The sequence below is a fragment of the Aeromicrobium sp. CF4.19 genome (genome assembly GCF_051262555.1).
Classification (GTDB): domain Bacteria; phylum Actinomycetota; class Actinomycetes; order Propionibacteriales; family Nocardioidaceae; genus Aeromicrobium.
On record NZ_JBIMEU010000002.1, the window covers coordinates 99,394 to 113,060 of the forward strand.

Consider the following 13,667-nt stretch of genomic DNA (forward strand, 5'->3'; position numbering starts at 1 on the left):
GCGCTCCAACGGTGGGTTTGCAGAGGACGCGACCGCATGACGAGCCCGAGCCCGGTGACGCAGCGCTCCGCACGCAGCCGTGCGGAGCTGCTCGTCGCTCCGGGTCTGGCCGCGCTCGTCGCCGGCTCGGCCGTCACCGCGCTCGCGCTGCGCGACCCGCACGAGGAGGGGTCGTGGGGCATGTGCCCCTTCCTGCTCCTCACTGGACAGCCGTGCCCGGGGTGCGGGGGCCTGCGCGCGGTCAACGAGCTCACCCGGTTCGACCTGGTCGGCGCCCTGTCCAGCAACGCGTTCGTCGTGCTGATGATGGCGGCGGTCGGTCTGGCGTGGATCGGCTGGGTGGTCCGGCGCTGGCAGCGGGTCGACGGGCGGATGATCAGCATCGGCAATCGGGCCGGCATCGCCCTGCTCGTGGCCTTCGTGGCCTTCGGCGTTCTCCGCCTGACGCCTTGGGGCGCCTGGCTCGCGCCCTAGGCCTCCGGACGTGCGAGGACCCGGCGAGCAACGTGCTCGCCGGGTCCTCGACGTCGGGCCGGCCCCAGGGGGCGGATCAGAACGTGCTGGAGGTGTCACCCGAGAAGGCGACGTCGACGACGCCGACGGCGATGAGGATGCCGTAGACGACGCTCCAGGCCACGGCGATGATGCCGAGGATGAGTCCGGCGGTGGCCATGCCGCCACCGGTCTGCGAGCCGTTGGAGGCAGCGATCTCCTTCTTGGCCATCGTGGAGAGGATGATCGCCGGGATGCCGAGCAGCAGGCCGCAGCACAGCAGGCCCACGATGCCCAGGATCATCGACCACAGGGCCTTCTTGTTGGTCTCCGGCTGCGAGTACGGCTGGCCACCACCGGGGGGCGGGAAGCCTTGGCCGCCGTCGCCCGGGGGCGGGGGGACCGATCCGTAGGAGGGCAGGTCCGAGCCGCCGCCCGGCTGGTTGGGGTCGTGGGGATCGCCCGGGGGCGGAGTGTTGGTCGTCATGGCCCCGACCCTAGTGAGAAACCTGCCGCGACGGCACCCCCGCCCCCGGCGTGTCACTGCGGGTCTACGCTGGAGGTGTCACCGAACGTGTCACCGTACCGAGGTCGAGGAGGGACATGAGCGTTCTCGACGAGATCATCGACGGCGTGATGGCCGACCTCGCCGTCCGCATGCAGACCTGCCCGCTGGACGACCTCAAGGAGTCGGCGCACCGCCAGGACCCGGCGCTGGACCCGATGCCCACGTTCCGTGCCGACGGCGTCAACGTCATCGCCGAGGTCAAGCGCGCCAGCCCCAGCAAGGGTTCGCTCGCCCCCATCAAGGATCCGGCTGCGCTCGCCGAGGACTACGCCGTCGGTGGCGCAGCCGCGATCAGCGTCCTCACCGAGCAGCGCCGCTTCGGCGGCACGCTCGAGGACCTGCGGGCCGTGCGGTCACGGGTGACGGTCCCGGTGCTGCGCAAGGACTTCATCACCACCTCCTACCAGCTGTGGGAGGCGCGTGCCGCCGGCGCGGACATGGCTCTGCTCATCGTCGCCGCGCTCGAGCAGGATGCCCTCGTCAGCCTGGTGGAGCGGGCCCGCTCCATCGGCCTGACGCCGCTCGTGGAGGTCCACGACGAGCCGGAGGTCCAACGAGCCCTCGACGCCGGCGCGGACCTGATCGGCGTCAACGCCCGCAACCTCAAGACGCTGGAGGTGGATCGCACCACCTTCGAGCGGCTCGTCCCGTCGATGCCGTCCGGCGTCGTCACGGTCGCCGAGTCCGGCGTCCGTGGCCCGCACGACGTGATCGAGTACGGGCGCCTCGGTGCGCAGGTCGTGCTCGTGGGCGAGACCCTCGTGCGGGGGGAGAACCCGCGCGAGACGGTCGCCGATCTCGTGGCGGCCGGCTCCCACCCCGCACTGCAGCACCGAGCCTGACGTGGCGATCCGATGGTGAGGTCCGACGGCCCGCCCATGCTTCGACGACAGACCGCTAGGACGCCATGACGACCGCCCCGCAGTACTCCCAGCCGGACGCCACCGGACACTTCGGCCGCTTCGGCGGTCGCTTCATGCCGGAGGCGCTCGTGGCGCCGCTCGACGAGCTCGACCGGGCCTGGGCCGAGGCCAAGGCCGATCCCACGTTCACCGCAGAGCTGGACCGCATGCTCCGGGAGTACGCCAACGTCCCGAGCCCGCTGTACGAGGCGTCGCGCTTCTCCGAGGCCGTCGGCGCGCGGGTCCTGCTCAAGCGGGAGGACCTCAACCACACCGGGGCGCACAAGATCCGCAACGTCCTCGGGCAGGCCCTGCTGGCCAAGCGCATCGGCAAGCCCCGGGTGATCGCGGAGACCGGCGCCGGCCAGCACGGTGTCGCCTCGGCCACGGCCTGCGCCTACCTCGACCTGGAGTGCACCGTCTACATGGGCGAGGTCGACACCGAGCGCCAGGCGCTCAACGTCGCCCGCATGCAGATGCTCGGGGCCGAGGTCGTCCCCGTCACCACGGGCAGCCGGACCCTCAAGGACGCCATCAACGAGGCGCTGCGCGACTGGGTCGCCAGCGTCGACCACACGTCCTACCTCTTCGGCACCGCCGCCGGGCCGCACCCGTTCCCCTCGATGGTGCGCGACCTGACGCGCGGCATCGGTGACGAGGCCCGCGCCCAGTGCCTGGAGCTCACCGGCACGCTGCCGGACGTGGCCCTCGCGTGCGTCGGCGGCGGCTCCAACGCCATCGGCCTCTTCACCGCCTTCATCGACGACGCCGACGTCCGACTCGTCGGGATCGAGGCCGGTGGTGACGGGGTCGACACCCCGCGGCACGCGGCCACGATCACCGGCGGCGACGTCGGGGTCCTGCACGGCGCCCGCTCCTACCTGCTGCAGGACGAGGACGGGCAGACCGTGGAGTCGCACTCGATCTCCGCCGGCCTGGACTACCCGGGCGTCGGGCCTGAGCACTCCCACCTCGCGCACACCGGCCGGGCCCAGTACGTCCCCGCCACCGACGCCGAGGCGATGCGGGCCTTCGACCTGCTGTGCAAGACCGAAGGCATCATCCCGGCCATCGAGTCCGCGCACGCACTCGCGGGTGCCGTGCGGCTGGCCGAGGAGCTGGGCCCGGACGCGACGTTGCTGGTGAACCTCTCCGGTCGCGGTGACAAGGACGTGCACACGGCGGCGGAGTACTTCGGGCTCATCGACGGCCCCGTCGTGCTCGACGAGGGAGTGGAGGAGTGAGCCGCATCGACGAGCTCTTCGAGCGGACGCGGTCCGAGGGCCGTGCCGCGCTCGTCGGGTACCTGCCCGCCGGCTTCCCCGACCTGGCGACGTCGAAGGACGCGGTCCGCGCCCTCGTCGAGGGCGGCGTGGACCTCGTCGAGGTGGGCCTGCCCTACAGCGACCCGGTCATGGACGGCCCCACTGTCCAGGCCGCCGCCGAGCAGGCACTGACCGCGGGCTTTCGCGTCCCCGACGTCTTCGAGGTCGTTCGAGCCGTCGCCGAAGCCGGGGCCGTGCCCGTCGTGATGACGTACTGGAACCCTGTCGAGCGCTACGGCGTCGACCGGTTCGCCGCCGACCTGGCCGCGGCCGGGGGAGCGGGTCTCATCACGCCGGACCTGATCCCCGACGAGGCGCAGGAGTGGGAGGCCGCCTCACGCTCCCACGGGCTCGACCGCACCTACCTCGTGGCGCCCTCCTCGACCGACGCGCGGCTCGCCATGACTGCCGAGTCGGCGAGCGGCTTCATCTACGCAGCGGCCGTCATGGGCGTCACGGGCGTGCGGGAGCAGTCCAGCACCCTCGCCCCGACCCTCGTCGCGCGCCTGCGCGAGGTCACGGACAAGCCCGTCGGCGTGGGCATCGGCGTCAGCAACGGCACGCAGGCCCACGAGGTCGCCGCGTTCGCCGATGCCGTCATCGTCGGCTCGGCCATCGTGCGGTGCCTGCTCGACGCGGCCGACCACGCCTCGGGGATCGATGCGGTCCGTGAGCTCGCCCGCGAGCTGCGAGCCGGGGTGGAGCGCTCATGAGCACGACGGCTCTGGTCGCCTCCATCCCCAGCCCGGACACCGGGGTCCTGTACCTCGGGCCGCTCCCGCTGCGGGCCTACGCCTTCGGCATCATCATCGGCGCCCTGCTGGCCATCTGGATGACCGAGCGGCGCTACGTCGCCCGGGGTGGCCGGGCCGGCGCGGTCGGCGACATCGCCATCTGGGCGATCCCGTCCGGCATCATCGGTGCCCGGATCTATCACGTGCTCACCTCCCCGGAGCTCTACTTCGGCGAGGGCCGCAACCCCGTCGAGGCGCTGTACATCTGGAACGGCGGGCTCGGCATCTGGGGCGCGGTCGCCGGTGGTGCCGTGGGGGCCTGGATCGCCTGTCGCCGCTACGGTGTTCGGCCCAGCGAGCTGGCAGACGCCCTCGCGCCGGGCCTGCTCGTCGCGCAGGCGGTGGGCCGGTTGGGCAACTACTTCAACCAGGAGCTCTTCGGTCGCCCCACGGACCTGCCCTGGGGCCTGGAGATCGACGTCGCCAACCGACCGAACGGCTTCGAGCAGTTCGCGACCTTCCACCCGACCTTCCTGTACGAGCTGCTGTGGAACCTCGCGGCGGCGCTGCTGATCGTGCTGATCGATCGACGGGTCCGGCTCACGCACGGCCGGGCGTGGTGGCTCTACGTGATGCTCTACACCGCCGGTCGCGTCTGGACCGAGGCGCTGCGCATCGACACCGCCAACATGATCGGCCCGTTCCGTCTGAACGTCTGGACCTCGATCCTCGTCTTCGCGCTCGGAGCGGTGATGTTCTGGTGGTGCACCCGGCGCAGCAGACGGGAACCCGACGTGGCCGTCGGGACCGACGACGCGGGCGGCGGCTCCACGCGCGAGTAGGCCGGCCCGAGGGGCGGGGACGTGGCAGCACTCGTCGACGTGGTCGATGCCGTGTAATCTTGTGACGCTGTCTTGGGCCAACGTCGTCCCGAGCGGAACGCCTTCGGCGTTCCCGAGCCAGATCGTCCGACGTTGAGGGGTCCCGATGCTTTTCTCGTCCCAGCCACCGGCCCAGGGCCTGTACGACCCGCAGCAGGAGCACGACGCGTGCGGCGTGGCCTTCGTGGCCACCCTCACCGGCGTGCCCACCCACGAGATCGTCGCGCACGGTCTGACCGCGCTGCGCAACCTCGATCACCGCGGCGCGGTGGGAGGGGAGCCCGACACCGGTGACGGTGCCGGCATCCTGATGCAGGTCCCCGACCGGTTCCTGCGCGAGGTCGCCCGGGACGAGGTCGGCGGCCTGGAGCTGCCGGCGGCCGGTGCGTACGCCGTGGGCATGGCCTTCCTGCCCGTGGAGCCGGACGAGGCCGCCCGCTCGCGCAGCGACATCGAGCAGATTGCCGAGCAGGAGGGCCTGACGGTCCTCGGCTGGCGCGACGTCCCCGTGAACCCCGACATCCTCGGCTCGATGTCGCGCGGTGCGATGCCGTCGTTCTCGCTCGTGTTCGTGACGGCCACGGACCAGGAGCGCACGGGCCTCGAGCTCGACCGGCTCGCGTACTGCCTGCGCAAGCGCGCCGAGCACGAGGCCAAGGTCTACTTCCCGTCCCTGTCGGCACGGACCCTCGTCTACAAGGGCATGCTCACCACCGAGCAGCTCGAGGAGTTCTACCCGGACCTGCGCGACGAGCGGGTCGAGTCGGCGCTCGCCGTCGTGCACAGCCGCTTCTCCACCAACACCTTCCCCAGCTGGCCGCTGGCCCACCCGTTCCGCTTCGTCGCGCACAACGGCGAGATCAACACCGCGCGCGGCAACCGCAACTGGATGCGCGCCCGCGAGGCGACGCTGGAGAGCGACCTGTTCCCCGGTGACATGAGCCGCCTCTTCCCGGTCTGCGACCCCGAGGGGTCGGACACCGCCTCCTTCGACGAGGTGCTGGAGCTGCTGCACCTGGGGGGCCGCGAGCTCCCGCACGCCGTCATGATGATGATCCCCGAGGCGTGGGAGAACGCTGCCGAGATGGATCCGGCCCGCCGGGCGTTCTATGAGTTCCACTCCAACGTCATGGAGCCGTGGGACGGGCCCGCCGCGGTCTGCTTCACCGACGGCACCCAGATCGGGGCGGTCCTGGACCGCAACGGTCTGCGCCCCGGGCGGTACTGGATCACCGACGACGGCCTGGTGGTCCTCGCCTCGGAGTCCGGCGTCCTCGACCTCGATCCGGCCACGATCACCAAGAAGGGACGGCTCGAGCCGGGCCGGATGTTCCTGCTGGACCTCGACGAGCACCGCGTCGTCGAGGACGAGGAGATCAAGGGCCGTCTGGCCGCGGAGAACCCCTACGACGAGTGGCTGTACTCCGGGATGGTGCGCTTCGAGGACCTGCCGGACCTCGAGCACATCATCCACACGCACGCGTCGGTGACGCGCCGCCAGCAGGTCTTCGGCTACACCGAGGAGGAGCTGCGCAAGCTCGTCGCGCCGATCGCGCGCACCGGTGCCGAGGCCATCGGCTCGATGGGCACCGACACCCCGATCGCGGCGATCTCCGAGCGCCCGCGGATGCTCTTCGACTACTTCACGCAGCTGTTCGCGCAGGTCACGAACCCGCCGCTGGACGCCCTGCGCGAGGAGATCGTCACCTCGCTCGCCGGCACGATCGGCCCGGAGACCAACCTGCTCGCGCCCAGCCCCGCGTCGTGCCGGATGCTGCAGCTGCCGTTCCCGGTGATCGACAACGACGAGCTGGCCAAGATCCGGCACATGAACCGCGACGGCGACATGCCGGGCTTCGCGGTGCACGTGGTCCGAGGCCTGTACAGCGTGGCCGGTGGTGGCAAGGCCCTGGAGGCCACGCTCCACGAGATCTGCGAGGACGTCTCGGCCGCCGTCGCCGACGGCGCCCGCATCATCGTGCTGTCGGACCGGCACTCCAACGCCGACCTCGCCCCCATCCCGTCACTGCTGCTCACCGCGGCCGTGCACCACCACATGGTGCGCGAGAAGCTGCGCTCGCAGGCGGGTCTGCTCGTGGAGACCGGCGACGTCCGCGAGGTGCACCACGTCGCGCTGCTCATCGGGTACGGCGCCACGGCCGTCAACCCCTACCTCGCGCTCGAGACCGCCGAGGACCTCGCCCGTGAGGCCGTCTTCGTCTCCGACGTCGAGCCCGAGCAGGCCGTCCGCAACCTTGCGTACGGCCTGGGCAAGGGCGTCCTGAAGGTCATGAGCAAGATGGGCGTCTCGACCGTCGCGTCGTACACCGGCGCGCAGATCTTCGAGTGCATCGGCCTCTCCCACGAGGTCGTCGACGCGTACTTCACCGGCACCGCGAGCAAGCTCGGTGGCATCGGACTGGACGTCATCGCCCAGGAGGTGGCGGCGCGGCACGCCGTCGCCTACCCGACCCACGGCATCCTCGGACGCCGGCGTCACCTCGAGGTCGGGGGCGAGTACCAGTGGCGGCGTGACGGACCGGAGCACCTGTTCGACCCCGAGACGGTCTTCCGCCTGCAGCACTCCACCCGCACCGGCCGCTACGACATCTTCAAGCAGTACACCGGCCGCGTGGACGACCAGTCCGAGCGGCTCATGACGCTGCGCGGGCTGCTCGGCTTCAAGGAGGGCGTGCGCCCGCCGGTCCCGATCGACGAGGTCGAGCCGGTCAGCGCCATCGTCAAGCGGTTCTCCACCGGCGCCATGAGCTACGGCTCGATCAGCCAGGAGGCCCACGAGACCCTCGCGGTCGCGATGAACCGCCTCGGTGGCAAGTCCAACACCGGCGAGGGCGGGGAGGACTCCGAGCGCCTGCACGACCCCGAGCGTCGCTCGTCGATCAAGCAGGTGGCGTCCGGCCGCTTCGGCGTCACCAGCGAGTACCTGTCCAACGCCGACGACATCCAGATCAAGATGGCCCAGGGCGCCAAGCCCGGCGAGGGCGGCCAGCTGCCCGGCCCCAAGGTGTACCCGTGGGTGGCCAAGACCCGGCACTCCACGCCGGGTGTCGGGCTGATCAGCCCGCCGCCGCACCACGACATCTACTCCATCGAGGACCTCAAGCAGCTCATCCACGACCTCAAGAACGCCAACCCGTCGGCCCGCATCCACGTGAAGCTGGTCTCGGAGGTCGGCGTCGGGACGGTCGCGGCGGGCGTGTCCAAGGCCAAGGCCGACGTCGTGCTGATCTCCGGTCACGACGGCGGGACGGGCGCATCGCCGCTGACCTCCCTGAAGCACGCCGGCGGGCCGTGGGAGCTCGGCCTCGCCGAGACCCAGCAGACGCTGCTGCTCAACGGCCTGCGCGACCGCATCGTCGTGCAGTGCGACGGTCAGCTCAAGACCGGTCGCGACGTCGTCGTCGCCGCGCTGCTCGGAGCCGAGGAGTACGGCTTCGCCACGGCGCCGCTCGTCGTGAGTGGCTGCATCATGATGCGCGTCTGCCACCTGGACACGTGCCCCGTGGGCGTGGCCACGCAGAACAAGCTGCTGCGCGAGAAGTACTCCGGCAAGGCCGAGTACGTCGTGAACTTCTTCGAGTTCATCGCCGAGGAGGTGCGTGAGTACCTCGCCCAGATGGGCTTCCGGTCCCTCGACGAGGCCGTCGGTCACGCCGAGATGCTGGATGCGCGTGAGGCGATCGACCACTGGAAGGCCGAGGGGCTGGACCTCTCGCCGATCCTCTACAAGCCCGCGCTCCCCGAGGGCACGGACCTGTACTGCACGACCGGTCAGGACCACGGCCTGGACGTCGCCCTGGACGCCGAGCTCATCGAGATGTGCTCCGCGGCGCTGGAGAGCGGCGAGCCCGTGCGCGCCCAGGTGGCCATCCGCAACGTCAACCGCACCGTCGGCACGATGCTGGGCCACGAGCTCACCAAGCGCTACCGCGGCGAGGGCCTGCCGGAGAACACGATCGACCTGACGTTCCTCGGCTCGGCCGGGCAGTCCTTCGGCGCGTTCGTGCCGCCGGGCATCACGCTGCGGCTCGAGGGCGACGCCAACGACTACGTCGGCAAGGGCCTGTCCGGTGGGCGCATCGTGGTGCGACCACCACGGGAGGCGAGGTTCACGCCCGAGGGGCAGATCGTCGCCGGCAACGTCATCGGGTTCGGTGCCACCAGCGGCCAGATCTTCCTGCGCGGGCTGGTCGGGGAGCGGTTCTGCGTGCGCAACTCCGGCATGAGCGCCGTCGTCGAGGGCGTCGGTGACCACGCCTGCGAGTACATGACCGGGGGCCGGGTCGTCGTGCTCGGGCCCACCGGGCGAAACGTCGCCGCCGGCATGAGCGGGGGCCAGGCCTGGATCCTCGACCTCGACCACGACCTGGTGAACCAGGCCATGGTGGAGCTGCGGCCCGTGGAAGGCGTGGCTGCGGAGGAGCTCCAGGCCCTGGTGCGCCAGCACCACGAGGAGACCGGGTCGGACGTCGCCGAGCAGCTGCTGGCGGACTGGGACGCCTCGCTGGCCCGGTTCACCGAGATCATGCCCGTCAACTACCGCAAGGTCCTGCAGGCCCGCGAGCAGGCCGAGTCGGAGGGACTCTCCGACGAGGACACGACCGCACGGATGATGGAGGTGGCCGCGAATGGCTGATCCCCGCGGATTCATCACGACCCCCCGGGAGGTCGCCGAGCGGCGACCCGTCGAGGAGCGCGTGAACGACTGGAACGAGGTCTACCCCGGCGGTGCGGGCAGGGCCCTGCTGCCGATCATCTCCGAGCAGGCGGGGCGCTGCATGGACTGCGGCATCCCGTTCTGCCACGAGGGCTGCCCGCTGGGCAACCTGATCCCGGAGTGGAACGACCTGGTCTGGCGCGACGACTGGAACGAGGCCATCGACCGCCTCCACGCCACGAACAACTTCCCGGAGTTCACCGGGCGGCTGTGCCCCGCGCCCTGCGAGACGTCGTGCGTCGTGGGCATCAACCGTGACCCGGTCACGATCAAGAACGTCGAGGTCTCGATCATCGATCGGGCCTGGGAGTGGCGCAACGTGCGGCCGGAGCCGCCCGAGTGGCTCACGGGCAAGACCGTCGCCGTCGTCGGTTCCGGTCCGGCAGGGCTGTCGGTGGCCCAGCAGCTCACCCGCGCCGGCCACACCGTCGCCGTCTACGAGCGCGACGACAAGCCCGGCGGGCTGCTGCGCTACGGCATCCCGGAGTTCAAGATGGAGAAGGTGCACGTCGACCGACGCATCGACCAGATGCGCAAGGAGGGCACCGTCTTCCGCAGTGGCGTCCAGGTGGGGGAGACCCTCACGGGACAGCAGCTGCGGGACCGCTACGACGCCATCGTGCTCGCGATCGGGTCCACGGTCCGTCGTGACCTCCCGGCACCCGGGCGTGAGCTGGCCGGCATCCACCAGGCGATGGACTTCCTGCCCCAGGCCAACCGGGCCGCGCTCGGCGAGGAGCCGGTGCCAGGAGGTGGGGACCAGATCCTCGCCACCGGCAAGGACGTCGTCATCATCGGCGGCGGTGACACCGGCGCGGACTGCCTCGGCACCTCCATCCGTCAGGACGCCCGGTCGGTGACGAGCCTGGAGATCATGCCGCAGCCCGGCGAGGACCGGCCCGAGAACCAGCCGTGGCCGACGTACCCGATGATCTACCGCGTCGCCTCCGCCCACGAGGAGGGTGGCGAGCGCACCTACGCCGTCTCCACCAAGGAGTTCGTGGGTGACGGCGAGGGCAACGTCGCGGGCCTGCGCATCACCCAGGTCGAGATGAAGGACGGCTCCTTCGAGGAGGTCCCGGGCACTGAAGAGGTGCTTCCGGCCCAGCTCGTGCTCTTCGCCATGGGCTTCACCGGCCCGCAGCGTGAGGGCCTCGTGGACCAGCTCGGTGTCGACCTGGACGAGCGCGGGAACATCGCGCGCGACCGGACCTACATGTCCAGCGTGCCCGGCGTCTTCGTGGCCGGCGACGCCGGCCGTGGCCAGTCGCTCATCGTGTGGGCGATCGCCGAGGGCCGCTCCGCCGCCGCTGGTGTCGACGCCTGGCTCACCGAGACCGCCAGCCCGCTGCCCCGACCCATCAACCCGAACGACCGCCCCCTGGTCGTCTGAGGCTGATTCCTGATTCCCATGTCGACATGGGAATCAGCACAGCTGCACGGGAATCTTCCATCTGCACGGGTTGCAACCCGTGCAGATGAAAGAAGACCGTGCAGCTGTCGGCGGTGGTGGCGCCCAGAGCGAGGTGACTCGCGGGTACGACCGACCCCTGAGTAGGCTCGACCCGTGCGTAGAGCAAAGATCGTCTGTACCCTCGGACCCGCTGTCGGGACCGCCGAACGCATCCTCCAGCTGGCCGAGGCCGGTATGGACGTCGCTCGGCTGAACATGAGCCACGGCGACCACTCCGACCACGAGGCCAACGTCGCCCACGTGCGAGCCGCGGCGGAGCGGACCGGCAAGCCGATCGCCGTCCTGGCCGACCTGCAGGGGCCCAAGATCCGCCTCGGCCGCTTCGCCGACGGGCCGGTCGAGCTCACCCTCGGCGAGCGGTACACGATCACCACCGACGACGTCCTCGGTGACGCCGAGCGCTGCTCCACGACGTACAAGGGCCTGCCCGGAGACGTCTCGCCGGGCGACGAGATCCTCATCGACGACGGCCGTGTCCGCCTGCGCGCCCTGCAGGTCACCGGCAACGACGTCATCACGACCGTCGAGGTGCCCGGCCCGATCAGCAACAACAAGGGCCTCAACCTGCCCGGCGTGGCCGTGAGCGTCCCGGCGATGAGCGAGAAGGACATCGCCGACCTGCGCTTCGCCCTGGCCGAGGGTGTCGACTTCGTCGCGCTGTCCTTCGTCCGCAGCGCCCGCGACGCCGACGACGTCCGTCGGGTGATGCGCGAGGTCGACGTCCACCGACCCGTCATCGCCAAGATCGAGAAGCCCCAGGCCGTGGAGAACCTCGACGAGATCATGGACGCCTTCGACGGCGTCATGGTGGCCCGCGGCGACCTCGGCGTGGAGCTGCCGCTCGAGGACGTCCCGATCGTGCAGAAGCTCATCGTGGAGAAGGCGCGTCGCAACGCCAAGCCGGTCATCGTCGCCACGCAGATGCTGGAGTCGATGATCTCGGCACCGCGCCCCACCCGCGCCGAGGCGTCCGACGTCGCCAACGCCGTCCTCGACGGTGCCGACGCCGTCATGCTCTCCGGCGAGACGAGCGTGGGGGAGTACCCCATCCAGACCGTCCGCACGATGGCCCGCATCATCGAGTCCACCGAGGACCACGGCCTGCCCCGCATGGCGGCCTACACCTGGACCCCCAAGACGCGGACGGGCATCATCGGCCGGGGCGCCTCCCAGGTCGCTGAGGCGATCGACGCCAAGTACGTCGTCGCCTTCACCACCATCGGTGGCTCGGCTCGCCGGATGGCGCGCTACCGATCACCCATCCCGATCATCGCGTTCACGCCGGACGCGCTCACGCGCAACCAGCTCGCGCTCACGTGGGGCGTGGAGACGTTCCTGGTGCCGGAGGTGCGCCACACCGACGAGATGGTCCTGCAGGTCGACAAGGCGCTGCTGGAGGTGGCGCGCTGCGACGTCGGCGAGGAGGTCGTCATCGTGGCCGGTGCCCCTCCCGGGATCCCCGGCTCCACCAACGCCCTGCGCATCCACCGCATGGGCGACGCCATCAACCGCGTGGTCCCGGCCTACGACCTCGGTGACCGCGACGGCAGCAGCTCCACCTGATCGGTGCGTCAGCAACCGAAAGGGCTGTGCGGGCTGCGGATCGGTGCGTCAGCAACCTGATGGGCGAACATTCAGTTGCTGTGACACCGACCCGGTGCGGGCAGGTCGGGGGTGCGTCGGCGGGCCGGCACCGGGCACAGCGAGTCGGGCACCTCGAGGGGGCGCACCACCGAGCTGGCCCTCACCAGTGTGACTCGGGGTGCCGGGAGCGGGACTCGAACCCGCACGCCCTCTCGGACAACGGTTTTTGAGACCGTCGCGTCTGCCATTCCGCCATCCCGGCCGACCTGGTGGCCGGATAACCTTCTCATGTGGATCACAGCCCTGAGGAGACGGCCCCCGCCGCGCCGCGCGTCGTCATCGCCGAGGACGAGGCGCTCATCCGGCTCGACCTCGCCGAGATGCTGACCGAGGAGGGCTACGACGTCGTCGGCCAGGCATCCGAGGGCGAGCGGGCCATCGCCTTGGCGCGTGAGCACCGCCCCGACCTCGTCGTCATGGACGTCAAGATGCCCGGCATGGACGGCATCACCGCTGCCGGGGTGATCGCCACCGAGGCCATCGCGCCGGTCGTCATGCTGACGGCCTTCAGCCAGCGCGACCTCGTCGAGCGGGCGAGCTCCGCCGGGGCGATGGCCTACCTCGTCAAGCCCTTCACCGTCACCGACCTCGTCCCCGCGATCGAGGTCGCCCGCAGCCGCTTCGCCGAGCTCAGGGCCCTGGGTGGCGAGGTCGAGGGGCTCACCGAGCAGCTCGCCGCCCGCAAGGCGATCGACCGGGCCAAGTCGCTGCTGCAGACCAGCCTGGGCCTCAGCGAGCCGGACGCCTTCGGGTGGATCCAGCGCACTGCGATGGACCTGCGCACCTCGATGCGCGACGTCGCCGAGCGCATCGTCGAGCACGGAGTCCCCTCAGGGGGCCTCGGTGGGACGGACGACCGATCCGACGGCTCCTGAGGGTTACAAGTTGGCTACGAAGGGCGTCTTTGTG

Annotated in this window: 10 protein-coding genes and 1 tRNA gene; 9 read left to right on the top strand and 2 right to left on the bottom strand. The window is 70.8% G+C overall.

Annotated elements, in window-relative coordinates; translation table 11 throughout:
* The first annotated feature begins 36 nt into the window (after nucleotides 1-36).
* Nucleotides 37-474: a DUF2752 domain-containing protein gene (locus ACHAAC_RS04985; protein WP_435714932.1), complete on the top strand. Its 438-nt coding sequence runs from the start codon at nucleotides 37-39 to the stop codon at nucleotides 472-474.
* 76 nt (nucleotides 475-550) lie between these two features.
* Here the strand turns inward: ACHAAC_RS04985 and ACHAAC_RS04990 are convergent, their stop codons facing one another.
* Nucleotides 551-979 carry a DUF4190 domain-containing protein gene (locus tag ACHAAC_RS04990; protein WP_435714934.1) on the bottom strand — a complete coding sequence of 143 codons (429 nt, stop codon included), beginning with the start codon at nucleotides 977-979 and terminating at the stop codon, nucleotides 551-553.
* Between the two features lie 116 nt (nucleotides 980-1,095).
* Here ACHAAC_RS04990 and trpC point away from each other — a divergent pair, with 116 nt between their 5' ends.
* The 7 genes from trpC to pyk all read left to right on the top strand — a co-directional run bounded on the left by trpC (nucleotide 1,096) and on the right by pyk (nucleotide 12,677).
* A complete protein-coding gene (gene trpC / locus ACHAAC_RS04995) occupies nucleotides 1,096-1,902 on the top strand; it encodes an indole-3-glycerol phosphate synthase TrpC (RefSeq protein WP_435714936.1) in 807 nt (268 codons plus the stop codon).
* 65 nt (nucleotides 1,903-1,967) lie between these two features.
* On the top strand, nucleotides 1,968-3,206 hold the full coding sequence (gene trpB / locus ACHAAC_RS05000; RefSeq protein ID WP_435714937.1) for a tryptophan synthase subunit beta: 1,239 nt from the start codon (nucleotides 1,968-1,970) through the stop codon (nucleotides 3,204-3,206).
* Entirely contained in the window at nucleotides 3,203-4,000 is a 798-nt protein-coding gene (gene trpA, locus ACHAAC_RS05005) for a tryptophan synthase subunit alpha (protein ID WP_435714939.1), read from the top strand. The genes trpB and trpA overlap by 4 nt, the downstream gene beginning before the upstream one ends.
* The gene (lgt, locus tag ACHAAC_RS05010) at nucleotides 3,997-4,863 is read left to right on the top strand and encodes a prolipoprotein diacylglyceryl transferase (RefSeq protein ID WP_435714941.1); all 867 of its coding nucleotides are present in this window, start codon (nucleotides 3,997-3,999) and stop codon (nucleotides 4,861-4,863) included. Before trpA ends, lgt begins: the two co-directional genes overlap by 4 nt.
* Before the next feature lie 145 nt (nucleotides 4,864-5,008).
* Nucleotides 5,009-9,559, top strand: coding sequence for a glutamate synthase large subunit (gene gltB, locus ACHAAC_RS05015; RefSeq protein ID WP_435714942.1), 4,551 nt, complete (start codon nucleotides 5,009-5,011; stop codon nucleotides 9,557-9,559).
* Nucleotides 9,552-11,033, top strand: a complete 1,482-nt coding sequence (locus ACHAAC_RS05020) for a glutamate synthase subunit beta (RefSeq protein ID WP_435714943.1) — start codon at nucleotides 9,552-9,554, stop codon at nucleotides 11,031-11,033. Before gltB ends, ACHAAC_RS05020 begins: the two co-directional genes overlap by 8 nt.
* Before the next feature lie 174 nt (nucleotides 11,034-11,207).
* Nucleotides 11,208-12,677: a pyruvate kinase gene (gene pyk, locus ACHAAC_RS05025; RefSeq protein ID WP_435714944.1), complete on the top strand. Its 1,470-nt coding sequence runs from the start codon at nucleotides 11,208-11,210 to the stop codon at nucleotides 12,675-12,677.
* 200 nt (nucleotides 12,678-12,877) lie between these two features.
* Here the strand turns inward: pyk and ACHAAC_RS05030 are convergent.
* A tRNA-Leu gene (locus ACHAAC_RS05030) sits at nucleotides 12,878-12,960 on the bottom strand.
* A 28-nt stretch (nucleotides 12,961-12,988) separates the two neighbouring features.
* On the opposite strand from ACHAAC_RS05030, the gene ACHAAC_RS05035 reads away from it, so the two are divergent.
* Entirely contained in the window at nucleotides 12,989-13,633 is a 645-nt protein-coding gene (locus ACHAAC_RS05035; protein ID WP_435714945.1) for an ANTAR domain-containing response regulator, read from the top strand.
* Nucleotides 13,634-13,667: the final 34 nt, after the last annotated feature.